The organism is Lolliginicoccus suaedae (genome assembly GCF_008312885.1).
GTDB classification, from domain to species: Bacteria; Actinomycetota; Actinomycetes; order Mycobacteriales; family Mycobacteriaceae; genus Lolliginicoccus; species Lolliginicoccus suaedae.
Genome location: NZ_VSSO01000001.1, coordinates 740,737 through 763,127, shown reverse-complemented (window position 1 = coordinate 763,127; position 22,391 = coordinate 740,737). Strand labels below are relative to the sequence as shown.

Here is a 22,391-nt window from a genome sequence, read left to right as displayed (position 1 = left end):
ATAAAACAAACCGGAAACATCAATTAGCTTGGCGTGTCAACTAGACGGGCCAGGCGCCACTCGCGCGAGCAGCTGTGGCATAGCGGCGCCTGCGTCACGACAGCCACGGATCTGTGCGTGCTTGTTCGGCCCCCTTTGCACCAGTGCGGTCGCCACCAGAACTCAACGATATTGCTGTACACCCGTGGCCGCGGAGTCGGCCGTCGTGATCGCCGCCGAGTAAGCACCTACGCCGACTTGTATGCCACTGCGGCAAGACCGTGCCGGACACACACATCGGGAAGCGAACCTCCCAGCTCGAACGGTTCTACCTTTCTCGCCAAGCGAGAATGCTTGTGCAATCGCCTGGTGGAAATCTCTAGATGTTCCCCCATGATGTGCCCCCCGGTGGTGCGTGGTCAGTCCATGCTGATGGCTGGCACGGTGCCATGTTCCGCTAGCTGGTCGTGGTAGGCGGTGGTGAAGCGGGGGTGGGGGTTCTGGATGACGAGCGCGGAGCCGTTGTTGGTGGCGTGGGCGGGGAAGAGGCGTCCGCGCCAGCGGCCGTAGAAAAGGAACGCGGTGAACATCAGGGCCATCGAGATGCAGAACACGCTTGCGTTCCAATTGTTGAGCGGGAATTCGCTGGTGCCTTGGATCAAGCACCATATCCCGGCGATGCCGAATAGCAGCGGCATGAGCAGTTGCGTTGTCAGGTCGAGCGCGCGGGCCCAGGGCCATTGACGTGCGCATGCGGCGCAGAGGGGTGCTTGGGTGATCACGGCGACGGAGGGGTCTCCGGCATGGATGAGGCGCTGGGTGTGGGCGCGGTGGGGGGTCCACCAGAACTCGGTGAAGCTGCTGTAGACGCGGGCGTCGGGGGTGGTCGAGCGCGACCAGGGCCTGGAGATCACGTAGGCGGTGCGGGTGGTGGTGGCGTCGTTGCCGTCGCGGGGGCAGACCGGTGGCAGCGTGTGATCGGCGCGGTGCAGTTCGCCTTCCTGGGCGAAGAATGGCTTCCTGCTGACAGGCGTGGCCGGTATGCGTAAATGTTCCCCCATGTTTGTCAGCATGAAGAAGCGCTGCCCCGGTGGCAAGCTGCGTGTGAGTGAGGTCATAGGTATTGCGGGGAACCTCGTGCGGGTCTAGCGCGTCCAAGAATGGGATCGCACGACACCGAGGGGGGACTTATGGACGGGCACCGATTGCCGGGATCCTTGGGCGAGCAAATCGAATCAATGCTCGCCGAGGTGCAAACCCAAGCCAGGGCTCTGGCAAACGCGTCCGACGCGATGGCAGGTGTGACGTGCCGTGCGTGCTCGGGCGATGGGCTGATCACCGTTGATGTCGATGGGGTAGGCGCGCCCACGCAGATCAGCATCGATGAGTCGGCATACCGGCGACTGTCTCCGTCGCAGCTGGGAACGGACCTCGTGCGGACGATTGCTGCTGCGGCCGATCGTGCTCGCGAGCAAACGGATCGACTGTTCCGTGAGGCCACCGGGCAACAGAACTCCCTGCCCGGTCTTGCCGAGTTGATTCCTGGCGCGCCGGATATCGCGGACCTGTGCAATATCGTTCAGCCGACACGTCGAGGGGGCCGCAGTGGGTGACACTCCGTTCCGTGCCGATCTTGACGAGCTTCGTGATGCCGCTCAGAGATTCAGGGGGATCGCCGCCCATGCCTCCCGTACGGCCAATGATCACCAGATACGCGTGGCCGCGGAGGATGGAAGCTGGGGCAGCGACGAACCCGGCAACGCGGTCGAGTCGGGATACCGGTCACCAGCGGATTCGACCAATGAGGCAATCGAGAGTCTCACGGAACTATTCGAGGCAATCGCGCGCTCGATCGACGCAGCTGCTGATCGATTCGAGGGCACCGACACCAATAGCGCCGGATCGTTCGACACGCTGTCGCGAGGGATCTAGACATGGGAATCCAGATACCGGGCGCATTGCAGTCGTTGACTCCCTGGGCAGTGGGCGCAGATTGGCCCGAGGCTGACGAGACTGCCATGCGGCGGCTTGCTCAAACGTGGCGCGGTACAGCCGAAGATCTTGATGTGCTGCTTGGCGACAGCTCGGCAGCCGCGCGATCGGTGCTCTCCGCACTTGATGGTGATGCGGCTGAGGCCTTCGACACGTTGTGGAAGGGCATTGGAGGAGCAGGCGGCGCGCTCGACGAAATGGTCGCTGCCTGTCGAGAGATCGCTACGGACCTCGAGGGCAACGCCACAGACATCGAGCACACCAAGCTCGTTATCATCGGCGCACTAGGCGTGCTCGCTGCTCAACTCGTATTGATGGCCGCCGCAGCACCCGCGACCTTCGGTGCGAGCGGAGCGGCCGCGCTCGCTGCTCGAACAGCCACCGCAGCGGGAGTCCGGATGGCGATCAAGCAACTGATTGGCCAGATTCTCGCGCGCGCGGCACGAGGGGCGGGCAAAGCAATCGGTCGGACTGTTCTGATCAGTGCCGGAATTGACGGCGCAGCACAGTTCGCGCAGTTCCGTCGAGGTCACCGCGATGCATTCAACATGGGCAGTCTCATGCGCTCCGCTGCGTCGGGTGTTGTGGAGGGCACCGTCTCGGGTGCGCTGGGCCCGACTGCCGGTGTGTCGGGCTTGATCACGGAAACGGCGACGACGACGGCGGGCCAGCTGGGGGGCCGTGCTGTGGCGTCGGGCTTGTCGGATGGCGTGGCGAATGTAATGGGAAATGTGACCTTTGGCGATGGGCTTGACCTTCGGAGTGCCGTGTGCTCCACGGTCACAGGGGCTGTGGGTTCCGTAGGCGAAAAGCCACAGGTTGGTAGTGATGTGCCTGGACCGAGCGGGACGCCGCCTGCCGTGGAGCCTGCATCGACAACCACACCAACTGATCCTGCCGGGATGCGGGATGCAAGTGCCGGGGTGCAGGATGCCGTGACTCACGCATCAAACGACCTCGACCTCTCGTCCCCCGCGGCTCCAGTGGTTCCCGCGTCGGTCGCGGATGGCGCGAACATGACCGACGCTCCAGCGATTGAGCTGGTTTCGCCCGAGGTTCCCGACGTGGTCCCAGCGGCTGCCGGATCCCATGTGGATGGCACGAGCGTGCCTGATGCTCCCACGCCTGCGCCCGCCGAGCCTGCGGCCGACAACGCGAGCCCCGCCGATCACCCGATTGCGCCAGATCCCGAGGCGCAACCGGCCGCTACCGCACCCGCTTCCGCGGCTGACGCCATTCCATCGGCTGATGCTGATCCTGCGACCGTAGATGTGGCGCCTGATCATTCCATGCCCGCCAATGAGGCCGATACCGTGCCTGAAGCTCAGCCGTTGCCGGAATCGGATCTGCCGTTAGCGGAGGCGGACCTGCCCGATGCGAGCATTGATCCAGGTTTCAACGGTGGAGCCGAGGACATTCAAGCACCACTCGACAGCGCACCTGTTGTTGGCGCCGTCGATGTTCCTGATGTGGAGGCTCCAGTCATCGGTGATCCTCCCTCGCTGGCTCTGGGCAGTGATCCCGCGGACGCTGCCGCGGTGAGCGTGAGCGCACCGTCGGATGCACAGCCTGCGCGAGGTTCGCTGCTCAACGTTTATGGGGGTGCCGTTGAGCAGCGGGGCGGGGAGCGAGAAGGTCGGTTGCTGAACCTCTAGTTCGTTCTTCCATGCGGGTGGCCAGAGAGCGTTTGCGCGGCCACGTCCGTTCGCGTCGCGGCGAGGAGGATCTCCACGCAGTGATCGATGATCTCTTGGCGGCTGGCTTTCAGCTGGCCGGAGAGCCACGACAGGAAGATCGCACCGAGGCTGCCGGCGAGCCCGGTGGCGATCAGTGCGCGCTTGGTGCGGCCGAGCTCGTGGGGGAGCTGGTGGAGGACGAGCTTGGTGAATCGGGGGACGGTGGCGATGCTGAGGCCGTTCAGCGCGGGTTCTGATAGCGGTTCGACGAGGAGCAGCCGGCCTTTGCGGGGGTCGTCGATGGTGAGCCGGACGAATTCCTCCACCGCGGCCCGGATCTGCTCGTCTTCTCGCGCGGTGCCAGGGACTGCGGTGACGAGCGCATCGTGTGCTTCTGCGGCAACTTGCTCGTAGAGCTCGACGAGCAGGGTGTCCCGGTTGGGGAAGCTCTCGTAGAAGTACCGATCGGTGAGCCCCGATGCTCGGCACAACGAGCGCACTGTCACGGCCGCGCAGCCGTTCTCGCCGATCAGGTCGAGGGCGGTGTCCATGAGCGCGCCTCGGCGGAAGGCTCGTCGTTCTGCCATGGTCGTGCCGCCCCATGTTCGCGGCGGCGTAGGCCTGGTTTCCTCTCGCGCGGTCAACGACGACTCCCTTCTCGAACGCAGCGACTCATCCTAGCGGCGTAGCGTTGCTGTGGCACACGTCACATTGGCCATGGATTGACGACGCCTGTCCTCAATCTTACTGTGAGGACAGGCGTCATCAATCGTTTGCGCTGGACAGAGAGGTCCGCATGTACGAGTGGTCCGAGACTGACCATCTGATCATCGATTCCGTTCGAGGCTTCATGGATGCTGAGGTCCGGCCCCATCGCGACGGGCTCGAATCAGGCGAGGCATCGCCCTATCCCATCCTGCGCACGATGATGAAGACGTTCGCCATCGACCAGATGGCGAGCGAAACGCTTCAGAAGATCATTGCGAAGGAAGAAGCCAAGGAAGCCGCCGTCGCCGCGGGCGAGGAACCGACGCCCAGCAAGAAGGGGACGGGTGGCCTCGGTGGCCAGGAGACGATGGCGATCATCCTCACCAAGGAACTGTGCGCCGCCTGCATGGGATTGTTCGTCACCTGGGGCGTGCACATGGGGCTCGGCGTCGCCACCATCATGAAGGAAGGCACCCTGGCCCAGAAGAAGCGGTGGCTGCCCGAGTTGGTGACCTTCGACAAGCTCGCGGCCTGGGCCATCACCGAGCCAGAGTCGGGATCCGATGCATTCGGCGGGATGAGGTCCTACGTCAAGCGCGACGGGGACGATTACATCCTCAATGGGCAGAAGACGTTCATCACCAATGGTCCCGAGGCTGACGTCGTCATCGTGTACGCGAAGCTCGACGACGGTGATCCGTCGATCGGCAAGCGGGATCGCAAGGTCCTCGGCTTCGTCCTCGAGCGCGGGATGGAGGGATTCGTCCAGGGCAAGCCCTTCAAGAAGATGGGCATCAATTCCTCCCACACCGGTGAGCTCTTCTTCGACAACGTCCGCCTTGGCCGCGACCGGCTCCTGGGCGAGACCGAGGAACGCCGCGGCACGGGCGATGGTCGAGACAGCGCGCGCGAGGGCTTTGTCGTCGAGCGCCTGGGAGTCGCAGCGATGGCCCTCGGCGTCATCGAGGAATGCCAGCGCATCTGCCTCGACTACGCGAGGTCCCGCGAGCTGTGGGGCCAGCCGATCGGCGACTTCCAACTCATCCAGCTCAAGATCGCCAACATGGAGATCGCGCGGATCAACGTGGAGAACATGGTCTTCCGCGGTATCGAGATGGGGCGGGACGGGAAGATGCCCACCCTGGCGGAAGCGTCCGCGATCAAGGCGTACTCGTCGCAAGCTGTCACCGATGTCGCGATGGAGGCCGTGCAGCTCCTCGGTGGCAATGGCTACATGCGCGAGTACGCGGTCGAGCAGATGGCCCGCGACGCGAAGTCGCTGATGATCTACGCGGGGAGCAATGAAGTGCAGATCACCCACATCGCGAAAGGCTTGCTCAGGAAATGACCGGCACCAATGAGTCCCCGACCTTCGCGGACATGATCAATGGCACTCTCGAGCTCGTCATCCCGATCGCTCACACGATGGGTGTCGAAGCCGTGGAGGTCCGTCGGGGATTTGCCGCGACCACCGTTCCAGCGGAAGGAAACGGCAATCATTTCGGCGTGATGTACTCGGGCGTGCTGTTCACCGTGGCCGAGATCCTCGGTGGCGCGATCGCCGTTGCCTCGTTCGACAACTCGCGGTTCTACCCGCTGGTGAAGGACCTGCAGATCACGTTCAAGCGGCCAGCCAAGACCGAGGTGCGGGCGGAGGCATCGCTCGACGACGCTGAGATCGAGCGGATCGCTGAGCAAGCAGCGGCGGACGGCAAGTCCGACTTTGTGCTCGACGCGACCATCACCGATACAGGCGGCACGGTCGTGGCGACGACAAGAGGGCTCTACCAGCTGCGCGCGCATAGGAAGCAGGAAAATTGATCAATCCAGTCAGCATGGGCAAAGCCGCGGCGCTGCGCGCGGGCGCCGAGCTCAACTACTCGCGCTATGCGATCAAGAGCGGCGTCCTCGGCGTGATGTCGCCCGTGGCGCTGGCGAACAGCGGCCTCGCTATCGCGCGGTGGGGACTCATCGGCGGCGCGGTCGGTGTCGCGGCCGCGCGCTGGGGCGGCAGGACAGCCGTGATCGACGAGCGCGGCGAGCTCACCTTCGCGGAACTGCACGAGCGATCCAACGCGCTCGCCAACGCCTGGCTCGCGCGTGGCCTCCAGCCAGGGGAGGGCGTGGCGATCCTCGCGCGGAATCACCGCGGGTTCCTCGATGCGCTGCTCGCCGCAGCGAAGTGTGGTGCCCGGATCATCCTGCTCAACACTGACTTCGCGGGGCCGCAGATCCGCGACGTCGCCACCCGCGAGGGGACGGACCTGCTCGTCTACGACGATGAGTACGCCGCGATGCTCGGCGGTGTCACGCCGCCGCGAGGCGCGTTCCGTGGCTGGAGCGAGGATCCGGGCCAGGATTCCATCGAGGCGCTGATGGCGTCCGCGCCTTCTTTCGCGCCGCCGCGACCCGGCGCGCACGCGAAGATCATCCTGCTGACCAGCGGCACGACCGGCACGCCTAAGGGAGCACCCCGCGCTGACCCGATGTCGCTCGCGCCGATCGGTGGCATCACGAGCCGGGTCCCGTTCACCACCAACGGCACCATCGAGCTGTGCGCGCCGATGTTCCACACTCTGGGGTTCGCGCACGCGCTGCTCGCCATCGGCATGGGATCGACGATGGTGCTGCGCCGCCGCTTCAGCCCGCAAGCGACGCTGGAGAGCATCCAGCGCAATCGCAGCACCGGCATGATCGTGGCACCCGTGATGCTCAGCCGCATGCTCGAGCACGGGGCGTCGCGCTACGACCTGTCGTCGCTGCGCATCATCTTCGTCGCCGGCGCCCAGCTCGGTGCCGATCTCTGCAAACGAGCGATGGACGCGTTCGGCCCTGTCCTCTACAACATGTACGGCTCGACCGAGGTCGCCTACGCGACCGTCGCGACGCCCGAAGACCTTTCCGCCGAGCCTGGTTGCGTCGGCAAGCCAGTCGCCGGGAGCCTAGTCACGATCTATGACGATGACGACAAGCCCGTGCCCGCTGGGGTGACGGGCCGGATCTTCGTGGGCAACACCGTGCAGTTCGAGGGATACACCGGCGGTGGCACCAAGGCATCGGTCGATGGGCTGATGGCCACCGGCGATGTCGGGCATTTCGACGCTGGCGGGCGGCTCTTCATCGATGGCCGCGACGACGACATGATCGTCTCCGGAGGGGAGAACGTGTTCCCGGGCGAGGTCGAGGAGTTGCTGGCCTCGCACCCGTCGGTCGTCGAAGCCTCGGTGCTCGGGGTACCGGACGAGGAGTACGGCGCGCGCCTGAAAGCGTTCGTGGTCACGCGCGAGGCCCTCGACGAGGACACCGTGAAGCAGTACGTCAAGCAGAACCTCGCCCGGTACAAGGTCCCCCGCGAGGTCGCGTTCGTTGATGAGCTGCCGCGCAACCCGTCGGGGAAGGTGCTCAAGCGCGTCCTGCGCGCGATGTGAGCTGGTCCGCCGATCCCGCCGATCTTCACGATCGGTCGTCAGGAGGAGGCGCGGGCGAGTCTGGCGCGCGAGCCGACGGGGGTGGCCCGGGTGCCGTGGAGCACGCGACTGTTGTCGACGAGGATGATGTCGCCCGCGGACCAGGAGTGAGCGATATAGGCGGTGGACCGGCGCAGCTCGTCGTCGAGGCGGCGCAGTGCCTCGCTGGAATCGTCGTTGGTGAGTCCGCGGATGCGAGTCTGCCACGGTCCTGGTGCTGCTGGAGGCAGGATGATGTTGAGTGCCTGCCCGGCGGGCGTGCTGCTGTAGGTGGGCAGCGCGAACCATCCCTCGGGGAGGTGGGGGAAGGGCCGCCGGTCGAGGACGCGATACTCCATCGTGCGCGTGTCGAGCAGATCGCGTAGCTCGGCGCTGAGCAGCGGTAGCGCGGTGAGGGTGTCGACGAGCTCGAGCGCGCTGTGGTCGGTTCCGGGTTCCACGCTGGTGGCGGTGAAGGCGATGAGGCTGGTTGGTCGTCCGATGAGTGCGGCGTCGCGGTGCAGCGGCAGTGCGGGCAATCCTGGGGATGACCGACCGGGGCTGGGTGCGGGCGGCGCATCGGCGGCGAGAAGCTCCGAGAGGCGCTCGATACTGGTCTTGCTGCCGGAGAGCGCATCGAGCAGTGCACCGAGGGAGCCAGCACCGATGCGTGGTCCTAGTTGGCGGATGAGTGCTGTGCCCCGGTCCCGCAGCCCTGCCCGGGCCTCGTCGAGGAATGTGGCGATGCTCTGCCGCGAGGGCTCGGGTGGCAGGGCGATCTCGGGCAGCGCCGCGGGACGTGGCATGAAATGTTCTCCTCGGGAAGGGGCTTGGGGAACCGGCTAGTTGGTCTCGTCGAGGGCGGGGTAGTCGGTGTATCCGGTGGCGTCGCCGCCGTAGAAGGTGCTGCTGTCGCCGGGCGCGAGGGGTGCGCCTGCCTTGAGGCGGTGCACGAGGTCGGGGTTGGAGATCGCATCTGTGGCGATGGGGTAGAGGTCGGCGAGGTCGTCGGCGAGGTCGCGCTCGATGGAGTCGTAGTCGCGCCCGGCGCGGACGAGCAGCAGCGGTGTCGAGAGCATGTCACGGATCTCGCGGAGAAACTCGTCGTCGCCGAAGTAGAAGAGGTGGATGTAGGCGAGGCCGAGGGTGTCGAGCTCGCGCAGCAGGTAGCGGTAGGTGTCCTTGTAGCCGGGGCCTTCGTCGAGCCCATTGAAGCTGACGGCGGGGGAGAGCCGGATGCCGGTGCGGTCGGCGCCGATGCGCTGGGCGACGAGCTTGGTGGTCTCGAGGGTGAAGCGTGCCCGGTTCTCGATGGAGCCGCCGTACTGGTCGGTGCGCTGGTTTGCGGAGGCATTGAGGAACTGCCAGGGCAGGTAGCCGTTGGCTCCGTGGATCTCGACGCCGTCCGCCCCGGCGGTGATGGCGTTCTCGGCCGCCTGGGCGAACTCTTCCTCGATGCCGGGGATCTCTCCGGTGGCCAGTGCCCGCGGCTCGGGGGCGGGCTGCATGCCGGTGGGGGTGAACATGTCGTGCCCGGCGGCGATGGCGGATGGGGCGACGGACTGTGCGCCGGTGGGGTGGTTGTCGGGGTGGGCGACGCGTCCGACGTGCATGAGCTGGATGAACAAATGGCTTCCGGCCTCGTGGACGGCATCGGCGATCTTGCGCCAGCCAGCGATGTGCGACTCGGTGTAGATGCCGGGGGTGTAGGGGTATCCCTGGCCGTCGTCAGAGGGCTGCGTGCCTTCAGTGATGAGCAGGCCGAGGGTGGCGCGCTGCCGGTAGTACTCAACCATGAGGCCGTTGGGCGATCCGTCGGCATCGGCTCGGGAGCGGGTCATCGGCGCGAGGGCGAGGCGGTGATCGAGGCGGATTCGTCCGAGCGTGAAGGGATCCCACATTCCGGCCATGGTCTAGCTCCTCAATGGTTGATGGCATCAATGAATATGGATCAAGCATGGCACTGGATGCTTGACGATGTCAACTATTGTGGACCGATACGATAGATGCATGACCGCCCACCACCGCGTCGCCGAGGCACGCGAGCTCGGCTTCAAGCTGCTCGATGTCACCAAGCGCATGAGCGAGGACTTCGACGCCATCGCCGTATCCCTCGGCCTCACCCCGCTGCAGGCGCGCACCGTGCTCGAGATGGACGCGCCCTCGCCCATGCGCGCGCTCGCGGAATCCATGGGCTGCGACGCCTCCAACGTCACCGGCCTCGCCGACCGGCTCGAGCGCCTTGGCATCATCGAGCGCGTCCCCGGCACCGACCGGCGCGTCAAGCTGCTCGCCCTCACCGAGCGCGGAATCGAGCTGCGCGAGGAACTCGCCCGGATGGTCGCCGAAGGGTCCACGGTCATGGCGCGGCTCGATCGCTCCGAGCGCGCCGCCCTCGATCAGCTCCTCGACAAGCTGCTGGGCTAGCCCGCCGATCGTGAAGATCCAGCCACATCGAGCGTGGCTGGATCTTCACGATCCGAAGCGCGGAAGGGGCGAGTCCGAGCAGCGAAATGCTTGCTGAAGCGACTACTCGGTGAGCCGGACTCGCACACCCCCACTGAAAGCGGAATCGTGGAGTTCTATGGCTGCGGGACGTGCATCGGCAGGAATGTCAAACACGACAGTGGCTTCGATAGCATTGCCCGGATTGATCTCGCTGACCCAGCCGTCATTGTTTTCGAGATTGAGCTCCGCCATGCTGTCGTTGTTGAAGGTGCGGCCCTGAGCATCAATCAGCTTCTGGTTGCTGGAGAAGAAGGTTTGCGGGCGATCTGAGACGTTGCCTACCAGTATGCGGACGAGAACGTACTGTCCTTGCGCGTTGCGCGCTAGGTACGGGTTGTCGCCAAGCCTGCTATAGCCAGTCTCGATAGAGGTAACAGCGAAGGCAAACTTGCCGTCCCGTACCTCTTCACCGATGCCTGCCATGGCGGAGCTGCTATCGGTTTGATTATTCGGTCGCTGCGCGAGTGGAGCGCTGACAGCTTCGCGGTCCGACCGCGCCGGTGCCTCATCATCGCCGCTTGCGCTGATCAGGAGTGCGGTGCATCCGATGAATAGTATGAATAGTCCGGCGAATGACGCGAGAATGATCAGGACGATCTTGCCGGCGCTGCGCTTCCTTCTCGGCGGAGGAGCGCCCCGGTAGCCAGGAGGTCCGTACCCTGGCGGTTGCGCGCCGCCCCAGGGTGCCGAGGCATAGGGGCCTTGCTGGTAGGTGCCTGCAGGGCCTTGATCCCGTGACGGTGGTGGGGGATTTCCTGCGCCCAGATTGCCATCGCCGGGGCCCGGTGGATGCTGGTCAGTCACATGTTCTCCTTGCTCAGTTTGTGCGCCGAGAGGCGCCGACGCGTTCGGGATCTTCGAAGCCGTATGGCGCGGCATGCATCTTGATCGAACAGTAGACACTTGCGCTGGGGGATTCGTTCTAATGGGCATCCTTGCCCAGGTACTGGAATCGGCCTAGGCGCATCGCTCCGAACTGGGCGTGGCTGGATCTTCACGATCGGCGGGCTAGCCGCCTCGAACTGTTGTCCACGTCACATTCGGGGCCTAGTCTGGAAGAGACCGTTCCGAGGTGCGCGATGCATGAGCTGGCGATCACAGAGAGCATTGTCGATGCGGTGTGCGAGCACGCCGCGGGTCGGCGGGTGCGCTCGGTGCAGGTGGAGATCGGCGCGTTGTGCGCGGTGGTCCCGGACGCTATGCATTTCTGCTTCGACCTCGCGACGGCGGGCACGATCGCGGATGGCGCGGCTCTCGATCTGGAGATCATCACTGCTCGGGCTCGCTGCAGGGCCTGCGATCGCGAGTTCGAGCTGGTGGACATGATCCTGCTGTGTGATTGCGGCAGCGCCGATGTGGATGTGATCACGGGACGCGAGATGAGTATCCGATCGATGAAGGTGGGATAGGCGATGTGCGCTACCTGCGGTTGCGGCGAGACGGACGGCCCCCGGGTGTCGACTCCGGGGCATGAGCACCATCATCACCACTCCCACGAGCATGCACACGGCCATGGGCATGACCACAGCCAAAGCCACAGCCACAGCCACGAGCACTCCCACGACCACAGCCACGAGCGCGTGGAGACGATCACTCTCGAGCAGAAGGTGCTTGCGAAGAATGATCTGATCGCGCTGGAGAACCGGCACTGGCTGCGCGCGCATGGCATCGTCGCGGTCAACCTCATGAGCTCGCCGGGAGCGGGGAAGACGACTCTGCTGGAGAAGACGATCCGGGAGTTCCGCGCCGAGCGGCCCGTCGCGGTGATCGAGGGCGATCAGGAGACCCTGCTCGATGCTGATCGGATCGCCGCGACGGGGGCTCCCGTGGTGCAGGTCAATACCGGCGCGGGCTGCCATCTCGACGCTTCGATGCTGCGTTCCGCGCTCGATGAGCTCGAGCCAGCGGACGGCACGCTGCTGCTGATCGAGAACGTGGGCAATCTGGTCTGCCCGGCGTTGTTCGACCTCGGCGAGCAGTTGAGGGTCGTCATCATTTCCACTACCGAGGGCTCCGACAAGCCGCTGAAGTATCCGCACATCTTCGCCGCGGCGGACCTGGTGATCGTCAACAAGACGGATCTGCTTCCCTACGTCGATTTCGACATCGAGAAGTGCTCGGCGTACGCGCGGTCGGTGAACCCGGATGTCCGGATCATCGCGCTCTCTGCCTGGACGGGCGAGGGCATGGAGCAGTGGCGGACCGAGCTGAATGCGTTGTCGCTGGAAACTACGGGTTGAGGAGAGCGGGTGCCGTCATGAGGTTCTTGAGGGCTAGCGGTAATCGTGGTGGTGCGTTCGTCGCGGCCGCGGCGCTGGGCATCGCCAGTCTTGGTGGAGGTGTCGCGCTGGCATCGCCGTCGTCGGGCGTGGAGGTGCAGGAGCTCGGCATGGTGAGCGTGCCATTCGGCATGGGTGATCTCACTGTCGGGACGGACGTGACTCTGCGACGCATCGACGTCGCGCCGGGCGGCTTCACGGGTTGGCATTGGCATGAGGGAATGGTGTACGGCTATGTCGCGGCGGGCACCCTGACGCGCGTGTTCGCGGACTGCTCGGAGGCGCAGGACCCGGCTGGCTCCGTGTTCCAGGAGGTTCGTGGCGAGGACGCGGTGCATCAGGGCGTGAACCGGGGTGATGGCGTCCTGACGGTGTTCGTGGTGTACACCGCCGAGCGGGGCGAGCCCTCAACGATCGATGCCGAGGCTCCAGCCTGCGCGACTGAATCCTGAGCCTAGCTGCGAGTTTCGCTTTGCATAAGCCTCTTAGGCCGGGCTAACCTAACCTGTGTGACTTTTGCTAGCCCTGCCACCCGCTACCAGGCGCCCTGGGCCGGAGCACGACGAGGCGGATCGGCGTCGGCCCCGTGAGCGCGCCGACCAAGCTCTCCGACCTGACCGCGCGGGTCGACACGCGGCGGGACCATTCGCGTCTCGAGATCCCGCGCGGCACGGCTCCGCTCGCCTTGCGGCTGGCCGCCGTCCTACTCGATGCGGCTGTCACCCTTGTTCCCATCGTGATCGGTTTCCTCATCGTCCACTCGCTGCGCGATGAGAATGGCGGAGGCGAGGCAGACCGCCTGGTGTTCGGATCGTTCGCCCTGGCTGTCGCGGTCAGCATGTTCGTGTGGAACCTCGGGTTCCGGCAGGGGCGTGACGGCGCGAGCGCGGGAAAGCGCTGGTGCGGCCTGATCGTCCGCGGCAGCGACGGCGGTCCGCTCGGAGTGCGTCGAAGCTTGCTGCTCGTGACACCGCGGCAGGTCGTCCGCCGCGTCACTGCCCTGGACGAGGGCTTCGAGCCAATCACGGCCACCCCCTCCGTGCGGGCCATCCGGATGCGCCGGCTCGGTGGCCTGATCGTCCTGGCGATCCTGCTGGCCGTGGTCCTCCTCGCGAGCATCGCGGTCGGTGCGAGGCCGTTGACGCTCGCGGAGATCTGGGCCGCGGTGACACCTCCCTATGATGTCGCGGTCACCGACACCGAGATCATCGTGCGGAGCCTCCGGCTGCCTCGCGCGGTGCTCGGCCTGATCGTCGGTGCCGCCCTCGGCATGGCCGGCGCGCTGATCCAGGGCCACACCCGCAATCCGCTCGCCGATCCCGGCATCCTGGGCGTGAGCGCTGGCGCCGCGCTCGCGGTGGTCCTCGCGATCTTCCTGCTCGGCATCGCCACCCCGCAGGGCTACATCTGGTTCGCTCTCATCGGTGCCTTCCTCGCGAGCGCGTTGGTGTTCGGGTTGTCCGCGATCGGCAGCGGCAAGGTCTCGCCGCTCTCGCTGGTGCTCGGCGGCACCGCGATCGCCGCTTTCCTGAGCTCGTTGACCAGCGCGATGGTGCTGCTCGACCAGCAGACCCTCGATTCTTACCGGTTCTGGGTGGTGGGGTCGGTCGCGGGGCGCGGTCTCGACGTCCTTGTCCCGCTGCTGCCGTTCTTCGCCGTTGGGTTCCTCATCGCGCTTGCCTCCTCGCCGGGGCTCAACCTGCTCAGCCTCGGAGAGGAGGTCGCTCGCTCCCTCGGGATCCATGTCGGCGTCAATAGGGTCGTGGGGATCGTGGCGATCACCTTGCTCACGGGCGCCGCGACCGCGGCGTGTGGTCCGATCGGGTTCCTCGGCATGGTGGTCCCGCACCTCGCGCGTGCCTTCACCGGGCCCGACTACCGCTGGATCGTGCCGTTCTCGGCGCTGATCGGCGCGATCGTGCTCGTCACGGCGGATGTGGTCGGGCGGGTCGTGGTGCGTCCTGGCGAGCTGCAGGTCGGGATCGTGCTGGCACTGGTGGGCGCCCCGTTCTTCATCGCCGTGGTCCGGCGCCGGAAGCTGGTGACACTGTGACCGCTTCCGTTGCTACCCGCCCGGCGTTCCGCATTGGCAAGGCATCCACGGTATGGCGGCCAAGGATGGTCGTCGCGAACGCGGGCCTGCTCGCCGCCGTTCTCGTGCTGCTCTGCGTGAACGTGGGGCGCGGGGACTTCCCGATCGGCGTTGCCGATGTGGCTCGAATCCTCGCGGGGGGCGGGTCGCAGGTGGAGCAGTTCATCGTCTTCGATCTCCGGCTGCCCCGTTCCGTCGTCGCGGTGCTCGTGGGGGCGGCGCTCGGCCTGTCCGGCGCGATCACCCAATCGATCACCCGCAACCCCCTGGCGAGCCCGGACATCCTCGGGATCACCGCGGGGGCTAGCTCGGCCGCTGTTGCGGTCATCATCTTCGGTGGCCCGGTGATCGCGGGCGCGGCGATCGGGTTGCCATTCGCCGCGATGGCCGGCGGGCTGCTCACCGCTGCCCTGATCTACTTCCTCGCGTGGCGCGGCGGGATCGAGGGCTTCCGGCTCATCCTCATCGGCATCGCGGTCAATGCGATCCTCATCGCGCTGACCACCTGGATGCTCGTGCTTGGCGACATCTGGGATGTGCAGCGCGCCACGGTGTGGCTCAACGGCTCGCTCAACGGCCGGGACTGGGGCCAGGTGTACCCGGTGGGAATCGCGCTGATCCTCCTGGGCGCGGTGCTCGTGGTCGCGGGCTTCCAGCTGGGCGCGCTCAAGCTCGGCGATGAGACCGCTGCCGCGCTCGGGGCCCGGGTGCAGGCGACCCAGGCGGTGCTGCTGATCGCGTCGGTGCTGCTTGCCGCGATCAGCGTGACCGCGGCGGGACCGATCGGCTTCGTGGCGTTCGTCGCCCCCCAGGTGGCCATGCGGGTGCTCGGGACGGCCGGGCCACCGCTCGTCGGAGCGGCACTCATGGGTGCCGCGCTGACCCTGGGCAGCGATGTGGTCGCCCGCACCGCGCTCCCGGTGGAGCTTCCCGTGGGTATCGTGACGACCGCGATCGGTGGTCCGTTCCTGATGTACATGGTCATTCGCGCGAACCGGAGGGCAATGCGATGAGCGATTCACGATTGTCAGCACACGACGTTGTCCTTGGCTACGGCGATCGCATCATCGTCGACCGGCTCAGCACCGAGATCCCCACCGGGCGGATCACGACGATCATTGGTCCGAACGGGTGCGGCAAGTCGACGTTGCTGCGGGCGCTCGCCCGTCTGCTGAAGCCTCGCGGGGGGCACGTGTACCTCGATGGCAAATCGATCTCGAAGTTCAGGACGCGCGATGTGGCGCGGGTGCTCGGGATGCTTCCGCAGGCCCCCACGGCGCCGGAGGGGATCACCGTGGCGGACCTGGTGGCCAAGGGGAGGCACCCTCATCAGTCGTGGGTACGCCAGTGGTCCGGCGATGACGAGAGCGAGGTCGCTGCCGCGCTGAACCTGACAGGCATGTCCGAGTTCGCGGATCGCCCGATCGATCAGCTCTCCGGCGGGCAGCGCCAGCGCGCGTGGATCTCGATGGCATTGGCACAGGGCACCGACATCCTGCTGCTCGATGAGCCCACCACGTATCTCGACCTCGCGCACGCTGTCGATGTGCTCGATCTTGTCGATCAGCTCCAGTCCGACATGGGTCGCACCATCGTGATGGTGCTGCATGATCTGAACCTCGCGGTCCGGTATAGCGATCACCTCGTCGTGATGAAGGATGGCGCGATCGTTGCCACCGGTGAGCCCGCTGACCTAGTCACGCCCGAGCTCCTGCGGGAGGTGTTCGGGCTGGAAGCGCAGGTCGTTGCTGATCCGGTGGCGGGCAAGCCGCTGATCGTGCCGATCGGCACGCGGCGCGCGGCCCCGGCCAAGCCGAATGGCATGCGCCGCGTTGCCGCGGTCAACGTGTGACACCCCCCGCCTGAGCGGAATGGTAAGGTGAGCCTGACCTAATGCCTAGACCTGGGGGTTTCCTTGTCCATGCTTTCCCCTGCTGTGCTGCCGCCGAGGGTCGCGGCGCGGCGGACCACTCTCCTTGGCGCCGCCATGCTCGCGGCAAGCATGCTGGTGACCTCGTGCGCCTCGGGCACGACCGGCACTAGCGCCGATGCGGAGACGCGCGAGATCGAGGACTACTTCGGCACGGTGGAGATTCCCGCCGAACCGCAGCGCATTCTCGCTGGCGATGGCGCCACCCTCGGAAACCTGTTCGCCCTGGGGGTCACGCCCATCGGCGCAGCGGTCAACCCGCATTCCCTGCCACGCCACCTCTCCGACCAGATGGAGGGTGTGGAGAACGTCCGCGAGGGCGGTGAGATCAACTGGGAGCAGGTCGCCGCGCTCGACCCGGACCTGTTCATCACCTTCGCCGGTTTCGAGGACGATCCGTGGAACCAGGAGACCTACGACCAGGCAGCCGAGCTCGTTCCCACGTTCGGCTACGTCTACAACTACGTCTACCTCGACGAGATCGAGAAGAACTTCACCGAGGTCGCGCGTGCGCTCGACAAGGAGGACGTGGCAGCCGAGCGCCTCGAGGAGCTTGACGAGCGGATCGGCGGTCTGAAGGCCCGGGTCGAGGCCGCGGGCCTGACCGGCAAGCCGGTGTCGGTGCTACGCATCGGCGAGGACGGCAACTACTCGCTGCGCATCGGCACCTCCGAGAGCATCGCGTTCCGGGCGCTGGGCATCGCGCAGCCCGAGGGCCAGACCAACCCCGACGACTTCTCGATCGACATCAGCGAGGAGAACCTGAACCTGCTCGACTCCGCGGACACCCTCTTCGTCTACGTCGATGACACGGCAGCGGGGGAGCGGGAGAAGGTCGAGTCGTCGCCGCTGTGGCAGACACTGCCGGCCGTGCAGAACGGCCGCGTCCACTTCGTCAACAGCGGAATCTGGAACAGCATTGATGTCGACGGGTTCGAGCTGATCCTCGACGACATCGAGACCTACTTCATCGAGCCCGCGGAGTAATTCGCGGGACGCACGGCAACGACCAAGGAGCAACTATGCATGGCGAAGTCGTTTCGGTCACGAAACTGTCCCCGCAGATGGTGCGGGTAGTGCTCGGCGGCGGTGAGCTCGCGGACTTCGTGGACTGCGAGGACACCGACGCCTACGTCAACTGCTTCTTCCTGCCCGACGGTGCCCCCTACGAGGTGCCGTTCGACGAGCCCACGATTCGTGGCCTGCCGCGCGAGGTCCGTCCCTTCCCCCGCAGGATCACCGTCCGGCGATGGGATCCGACGCGGCAGGAGCTGACACTCGATATCGCGGCCCATGGGGACGTCGGCTACGCGGGCCGCTGGGCCCTGAACGCGGTACCGGGCGATCGGTTGCAGTTCCGCGGCCCCGGTGGCGGCTACCGCCCGCACGAGGAGGCCGATTCATACCTCTTCATCGGTGACGAGAGCGCTCTGCCGGCGATCGCGGCATCGGCCGAGGCCGTACCGGCTGGGCGACCCGTCGTGATCGTCGCCGAGGTCGAGGATGCCGCGGGCGAGCTCGCGCTCGAGTCCCCCGGCGAGCTCGAGGTCATCTGGGTGCACCGCGCGGGCCGGCACGACGATCTCGACAACCTCCTCGCCGACGCTGTGCGCGGGCTCCCTCGCCCGAGCGGGCTGGTGGACGCGTTCGTCCACGGCGAGGCCGCGTCGATCCGCGAGGTGCGGCGCGTGCTGCTGGCCGAGGGCATCGTGGCGCCCGAGCGCCTCTCCTGCTCGCCCTACTGGCGGCGCGGCCACAACGACGAGCAGTGGCGATCGATCAAGGCGGCATGGGTGCGCGAGGTGGAGGCAGAACCCATCGTCGTTCGCTAGCGCTGTCGTTCGCTAGCACGATAAAGGGGCCGGCCTGGACAACTGCTTGTCCAGGCCGGCCCCTTCTCGCGTGGTGGCTACATGTCCTCGATGATGCGCTCGAGGTCGTCGAGCACGGTCAACCCGCCCAGCGGGCCAACGCCGGCGATCCAGTACGAGAAGTCCACGAGCTCGAGCACTGGCCACTGATCGGCGTGAATGGCGATCGACTCGGGCATCGTCGCGGGATCCGCCGGATCCTGGGAGGTGACCAGGACGAGATCAGCATCGACCTCGCTGATGAGCTCGGGGGAGAGGTCGATCGAGATCTCCTCCTGCCAGTCGCGCTCCGGGATGGTGAAGCCCGCGCACTCGAGCGTGCTGCCAGCGAACGAGATCGGGCCGTACACGGTGAGCACGTCCTCGCGGGGACGGATCAGCTGGGCGGTCATGCCCTCGGTGTCGTAGCTCTCCGCGATCTCGGCGCAGCGGTCGTTGTAGTCCGCGAGGAGCTGCTCGCCCTCAGGCTTCTTGCCGAGCGCGTCCGCGATGAGCACCGAGTTCTCCTGCCACGGGTCGCTCTGGGTCGCCATGAAGACCGTGGGCGCGACTTCCGCGAGCTGATCGTAGAGATCGCCGTGCCGGGAATCGGTGCCGATGATGAGGTCAGGATCGAGCGCGGCGATCTTCTCCAGCTCGGGAGTGGTGACCGTGCCGACCGCCGTGATCGACTTCGCGTCCTCGCCCAGGTAGTCCGGGAGGTTATCGGCTGTGGTGGGCACCGCGGCACCCACCGGGGTGATCCCGAGGGCGATGGCGGTGTCGAGCTGTACCGGCTCGAGCACGACGACGCGCTGCGGCTGCGCCGGCACGTCCGCTGTGCCGCGGGCATGCTCGATCGAGCGGGTGTCCTCGGACGCCGTGGGTGCGGATTCGTCCGAGCCGCAGCCCGCGAGCACGAGGCTCGCCGCCAAGAGCCCCGCGACGAGCGGCGACCGGGTCCTGCGTCCGTGGTGGTGAATCAATTCGTCTCCTTCGATCATGGTTGGTTGTTGCCAGGGCTTGGGCGACGCGGGCCTATACGCTCACCCGATCGCGATGGTGGCGCCCGATCGGAACCACCAATGGCGTGCCCGAGACCGGATCCTCGATCACCTCGCTGCGAATGCCGAACACATCGCCCACCGTGTCTGGCGTGAGTACCTCGGAGGGGGAACCCGCGGCACGGATCCGGCCACCGGCGAGGGCTATCAGGTGATCGGCGTAGCGGGCAGCGAGATTGAGGTCGTGCAGGACCATCGCGATGGTGGTGCCCCGCGCCCGGTTGAGGTCGGTCAGCAGGTCGAGCACCTCCACCTGGTGGCTGACGTCGAGGAAGGTCGTCGGCTCGTCGAGCAGCAGGATGTCGGTCTGCTGGGCGAGCGCCATCGCGATCCACACCCGCTGCCGCTGGCCCCCGGACAGCTCGTCCACCGGGCGGTCGGCCAGCTCGGCGGTGCCGGTCGCGGAGAGCGCGGCAGCGACAGCCTGGTCATCGTCACGGCTCCACCGCGATAGTGCCCGCTGGTAGGGGTGCCGCCCGCGCGAGACCAGGTCAGCGACGACGATGCCCTCCGGTGCGATCGGTGACTGCGGAAGCAGCCCGAGCGTGCGCGCCACCTGCTTGGTCGGCATCCTGTGGATGTCCTTGCCGTCGAGCACGACCCGCCCGGACTTCGGCCCCAGGAGCCGGGCCATGGCCCGCAGCACGGTCGACTTGCCGCACGCGTTCGCGCCGACGATCACGGTGATCCGGCCAGGCGGGATCACGAGGTCCAGCGAGTCGACGACGGCCCGGTCGCCATAGGCGAGCGTCACGGCTTCAACTGCGAGGCGATGTTCTCCGGTCATAGCGACCCTCCCGAGCGGTGCACGCGAACGAGCAAGTAGATGAGGTAGGGGGCGCCCACGGCGCCGGTGATGACGCCGACCGGGTAGCGGGTGCCGAACCCGTACTGCCCGACGAGATCGGCGCACAGCACGAGCAGCGCTCCCACCAGCGCGGAGGGCAGGAGCAGCGAGCCGTATGGCCCGATGATCCGCGCGGCGATCGGCCCGGAGAGGAACGCCACGAAGGCGATCGGGCCCGCGGCCGCGGTGGCGAAGGCGATCAGCGTGACGGCGATGAGGATCACCACCAGCCGGGAGGTCTCGACCCGCACTCCCAGGGCGGCAGCGGCGTCGTCGCCCATCTGCAGCATCTGCAGGTCGCGCGAGCGGGAGAGGAGCAGCGGCGCCAGCAGGACCGTGGCGATAGCGGTGGGCAGCACTTGCTCCCACACCGCGCCATTGAGGCTGCCCGTCAACCAGCGCATCGCCGCTTGCAGGTCCCATTGCGACGCCTGGACGATGACGTAGGCGACGACGCTCTCGAGCATCGCGGCGATGCCGATGCCGATGAGGATCAGCCGGGTGCCGAGCACGCCGTCCTTGTAGGCCAGCACGTAGATGAGCATGGCCGTTGCGAGCGCGGCGCAGATCGCGATCGCGGAGACCTGCACCTGGCTCACGCCGAGGATGACGATCGCGAACACGCCCGCCGCGCTCGCTCCCCAGCTGATGCCGATGATGTCGGGGGAGGCCAGGGGATTGCGCAGCATCGTCTGGAACGTCACCCCCGCCATCCCGAGCGAGAATCCCGCCATCACCCCGAGCACCGCGCGGGGCAGTCGCAGCTCGCCGACGGTGAAGGATGCGCCGGGAACGGTGTCGCCGAGGATGACGCGCGCCACCTCGATGGGCGTGTAGAAGGTCTGGCCCAGCATGAGGCTGACGGTGAACGCCGTGAGCACCCCAACGGCCAGCGCGAGCGTGATCACCCGGTACCGGATCGACCGGCGCCGACGGGATGCTGCCACCGCGCCCGCGTCGATCGGTGTCCCCGTGCTGGTGCTCGTTGTCGTGGTCATAGTGCTCGCATCCTCTGGCGGCGAACGATCATGATGAATATCGGTGCCCCGATGAACGCCGTCACGATGCCCACATCGATCTCCGCGGGCCGCGCGATCACCCGGCCTACCACATCCGATGCGGTGAGCAGGGCCGCGCCGACCAGCGCCGAGGCAGGGAGCAGCCATCGGTGATCCACCCCGACGATGAGCCGACACATGTGGGGAACAATGAGCCCGACGAAGGCGATCGGGCCGGCCACAGCAGTCGCGGCGCCGCAGAGCACGAAAGAGCCGGCCGCGGCAGTGACGCGAGTGACCGCGACCTTCTCGCCCAGCCCGGCCGCGACATCATCACCGAGCGCGAGCGTGTTCAGGCCGCGCGCCGCCATGAGGCACATCAGCGCTCCGACGATCAGGAACGGCGCGACCAGCACGATCTTGGAGTAGCTGGCGCCACCTACTCCGCCGATCTGCCAGAACCGGAAGGAGTTCATCACGTTGATGCGCGGCAGGAGGATCGCGCTGATGAGGGAACTGAACGCGGCCGCGGTCGCTGCGCCAGCCAGCGCGATCTTCAGGGGGGTCGGGCCGCCGCGGCCGAGGGAGCCCAGCGCATACACGAAGACTCCGGTGGCGGAGGCGCCGAAGATCGCGACCCAGATGTAGCCGGTCGGCGAAGCGAGCCCGAAGAAGGCGATGCCGGTGACGACGGCGAGGGAGGCGCCGGTGGTGATGCCGAGGATCCCGGGGTCGGCGAGCGGATTGCGGGCGACGCCTTGCATGACGGCCCCGGCGACGCCGAGCGCTGCTCCCACGATCAGGGCGAGGAAGGTGCGGGGAATGCGCTTCTCCACTGCGGCCTGGGCGATGCCGTCCTCGCTGCCGGTGAAGTACGCGACGATATCGTCGAGCGGGATCACGCGCACGCCGAAGGCGATCGATGCGCCGCAGAGCGCCAGGAGGATCACGATCGTTGCGATGATCCATGCCAGGCGGACCGCCGCAGGACGCCGTGCATGCACGGCGTCCTGCGGGGCTAC

General features: G+C 66.7%; 24 protein-coding genes. 15 read left to right on the top strand and 9 right to left on the bottom strand.

Going from position 1 to position 22,391, the window contains the following annotated elements; genetic code table 11:
- Positions 1-398 precede the first annotated feature (398 nt).
- Positions 399-1,040: a hypothetical protein gene (locus FXO18_RS03510; RefSeq protein WP_149359659.1), complete on the bottom strand. Its 642-nt coding sequence runs from the start codon at positions 1,038-1,040 to the stop codon at positions 399-401.
- Between the two features lie 156 nt (positions 1,041-1,196).
- On the opposite strand from FXO18_RS03510, the gene FXO18_RS03505 reads away from it, so the two are divergent.
- Genes FXO18_RS03505 through FXO18_RS03495 form a run of 3 tightly spaced genes read left to right on the top strand, consistent with a single transcriptional unit; the run spans position 1,197 to position 3,626 of the window.
- The gene (locus FXO18_RS03505) at positions 1,197-1,592 is read left to right on the top strand and encodes a YbaB/EbfC family nucleoid-associated protein (protein ID WP_187774157.1); all 396 of its coding nucleotides are present in this window, start codon (positions 1,197-1,199) and stop codon (positions 1,590-1,592) included.
- Positions 1,585-1,911 (top strand): WXG100 family type VII secretion target, encoded by a 327-nt coding sequence (locus tag FXO18_RS03500; RefSeq protein ID WP_187774156.1) that lies wholly within the window; start codon positions 1,585-1,587, stop codon positions 1,909-1,911. The genes FXO18_RS03505 and FXO18_RS03500 overlap by 8 nt, the downstream gene beginning before the upstream one ends.
- Before the next feature lie 2 nt (positions 1,912-1,913).
- The gene (locus FXO18_RS03495; protein ID WP_149359656.1) at positions 1,914-3,626 is read left to right on the top strand and encodes a WXG100-like domain-containing protein; all 1,713 of its coding nucleotides are present in this window, start codon (positions 1,914-1,916) and stop codon (positions 3,624-3,626) included.
- On the opposite strand, the gene FXO18_RS03490 is transcribed toward FXO18_RS03495, so the two are convergent.
- Positions 3,623-4,198, bottom strand: a complete 576-nt coding sequence (locus FXO18_RS03490) for a TetR/AcrR family transcriptional regulator (protein WP_235900419.1) — start codon at positions 4,196-4,198, stop codon at positions 3,623-3,625. The two genes, FXO18_RS03495 and FXO18_RS03490, sit on opposite strands and share 4 nt — an antisense overlap.
- Positions 4,199-4,443: 245 nt before the next feature.
- On the opposite strand from FXO18_RS03490, the gene FXO18_RS03485 reads away from it, so the two are divergent.
- The 3 genes from FXO18_RS03485 to FXO18_RS03475 are packed head-to-tail and all read left to right on the top strand — an operon-like array spanning position 4,444 to position 7,783.
- Positions 4,444-5,703 (top strand): acyl-CoA dehydrogenase family protein, encoded by a 1,260-nt coding sequence (locus FXO18_RS03485; RefSeq protein WP_149359654.1) that lies wholly within the window; start codon positions 4,444-4,446, stop codon positions 5,701-5,703.
- Entirely contained in the window at positions 5,700-6,176 is a 477-nt protein-coding gene (locus tag FXO18_RS03480) for a PaaI family thioesterase (RefSeq protein ID WP_149359653.1), read from the top strand. The genes FXO18_RS03485 and FXO18_RS03480 overlap by 4 nt, the downstream gene beginning before the upstream one ends.
- A 14-nt stretch (positions 6,177-6,190) precedes the next feature.
- On the top strand, positions 6,191-7,783 hold the full coding sequence (locus FXO18_RS03475) for an acyl-CoA synthetase (RefSeq protein ID WP_149360080.1): 1,593 nt from the start codon (positions 6,191-6,193) through the stop codon (positions 7,781-7,783).
- 38 nt (positions 7,784-7,821) lie between these two features.
- Here the strand turns inward: FXO18_RS03475 and FXO18_RS03470 are convergent, their stop codons facing one another.
- Positions 7,822-8,607, bottom strand: a complete 786-nt coding sequence (locus FXO18_RS03470; protein ID WP_149359652.1) for a TauD/TfdA family dioxygenase — start codon at positions 8,605-8,607, stop codon at positions 7,822-7,824.
- Between the two features lie 36 nt (positions 8,608-8,643).
- Entirely contained in the window at positions 8,644-9,711 is a 1,068-nt protein-coding gene (locus FXO18_RS03465; RefSeq protein ID WP_149359651.1) for an alkene reductase, read from the bottom strand.
- Between the two features lie 100 nt (positions 9,712-9,811).
- On the opposite strand from FXO18_RS03465, the gene FXO18_RS03460 reads away from it, so the two are divergent.
- Entirely contained in the window at positions 9,812-10,228 is a 417-nt protein-coding gene (locus FXO18_RS03460) for a MarR family winged helix-turn-helix transcriptional regulator (protein WP_149359650.1), read from the top strand.
- 102 nt (positions 10,229-10,330) lie between these two features.
- Here the strand turns inward: FXO18_RS03460 and FXO18_RS16135 are convergent, their stop codons facing one another.
- Complete coding sequence (locus FXO18_RS16135; protein ID WP_187774155.1) at positions 10,331-11,113, bottom strand: DUF4352 domain-containing protein; 783 nt, start codon at positions 11,111-11,113, stop codon at positions 10,331-10,333.
- A gap of 275 nt (positions 11,114-11,388) precedes the next feature.
- On the opposite strand from FXO18_RS16135, the gene FXO18_RS03450 reads away from it, so the two are divergent.
- From FXO18_RS03450 to FXO18_RS03415, 8 genes are all read left to right on the top strand, one after another.
- Entirely contained in the window at positions 11,389-11,718 is a 330-nt protein-coding gene (locus FXO18_RS03450) for a hydrogenase maturation nickel metallochaperone HypA/HybF (RefSeq protein WP_149359648.1), read from the top strand.
- 3 nt (positions 11,719-11,721) lie between these two features.
- Complete coding sequence (gene hypB / locus FXO18_RS03445) at positions 11,722-12,549, top strand: hydrogenase nickel incorporation protein HypB (RefSeq protein ID WP_149359647.1); 828 nt, start codon at positions 11,722-11,724, stop codon at positions 12,547-12,549.
- A 17-nt stretch (positions 12,550-12,566) separates the two neighbouring features.
- The gene (locus tag FXO18_RS03440) at positions 12,567-13,040 is read left to right on the top strand and encodes a cupin domain-containing protein (protein ID WP_149359646.1); all 474 of its coding nucleotides are present in this window, start codon (positions 12,567-12,569) and stop codon (positions 13,038-13,040) included.
- 134 nt (positions 13,041-13,174) lie between these two features.
- Positions 13,175-14,641: a FecCD family ABC transporter permease gene (locus FXO18_RS03435; RefSeq protein ID WP_187774154.1), complete on the top strand. Its 1,467-nt coding sequence runs from the start codon at positions 13,175-13,177 to the stop codon at positions 14,639-14,641.
- Positions 14,638-15,693, top strand: coding sequence for a FecCD family ABC transporter permease (locus tag FXO18_RS03430; protein WP_235900417.1), 1,056 nt, complete (start codon positions 14,638-14,640; stop codon positions 15,691-15,693). Before FXO18_RS03435 ends, FXO18_RS03430 begins: the two co-directional genes overlap by 4 nt.
- Positions 15,690-16,532 carry an ABC transporter ATP-binding protein gene (locus tag FXO18_RS03425; RefSeq protein WP_149359645.1) on the top strand — a complete coding sequence of 281 codons (843 nt, stop codon included), beginning with the start codon at positions 15,690-15,692 and terminating at the stop codon, positions 16,530-16,532. Before FXO18_RS03430 ends, FXO18_RS03425 begins: the two co-directional genes overlap by 4 nt.
- Before the next feature lie 69 nt (positions 16,533-16,601).
- Positions 16,602-17,597 carry an ABC transporter substrate-binding protein gene (locus FXO18_RS03420; protein WP_149359644.1) on the top strand — a complete coding sequence of 332 codons (996 nt, stop codon included), beginning with the start codon at positions 16,602-16,604 and terminating at the stop codon, positions 17,595-17,597.
- A 35-nt stretch (positions 17,598-17,632) separates the two neighbouring features.
- Positions 17,633-18,442 carry a siderophore-interacting protein gene (locus tag FXO18_RS03415; RefSeq protein WP_149359643.1) on the top strand — a complete coding sequence of 270 codons (810 nt, stop codon included), beginning with the start codon at positions 17,633-17,635 and terminating at the stop codon, positions 18,440-18,442.
- A 77-nt stretch (positions 18,443-18,519) separates the two neighbouring features.
- Here FXO18_RS03415 and FXO18_RS03410 read toward each other — a convergent pair whose 3' ends face one another.
- The 4 genes from FXO18_RS03410 to FXO18_RS03395 are packed head-to-tail and all read right to left on the bottom strand — an operon-like array spanning position 18,520 to position 22,373.
- Positions 18,520-19,443 (bottom strand): ABC transporter substrate-binding protein, encoded by a 924-nt coding sequence (locus FXO18_RS03410; protein WP_407936432.1) that lies wholly within the window; start codon positions 19,441-19,443, stop codon positions 18,520-18,522.
- Positions 19,444-19,498: 55 nt separating this feature from the next.
- Positions 19,499-20,311, bottom strand: coding sequence for an ABC transporter ATP-binding protein (locus FXO18_RS03405; RefSeq protein WP_149359641.1), 813 nt, complete (start codon positions 20,309-20,311; stop codon positions 19,499-19,501).
- On the bottom strand, positions 20,308-21,369 hold the full coding sequence (locus FXO18_RS03400) for a FecCD family ABC transporter permease (protein WP_149359640.1): 1,062 nt from the start codon (positions 21,367-21,369) through the stop codon (positions 20,308-20,310). The genes FXO18_RS03405 and FXO18_RS03400 overlap by 4 nt, the downstream gene beginning before the upstream one ends.
- A complete protein-coding gene (locus FXO18_RS03395) occupies positions 21,366-22,373 on the bottom strand; it encodes a FecCD family ABC transporter permease (RefSeq protein ID WP_235900474.1) in 1,008 nt (335 codons plus the stop codon). Before FXO18_RS03395 ends, FXO18_RS03400 begins: the two co-directional genes overlap by 4 nt.
- Positions 22,374-22,391: the final 18 nt, after the last annotated feature.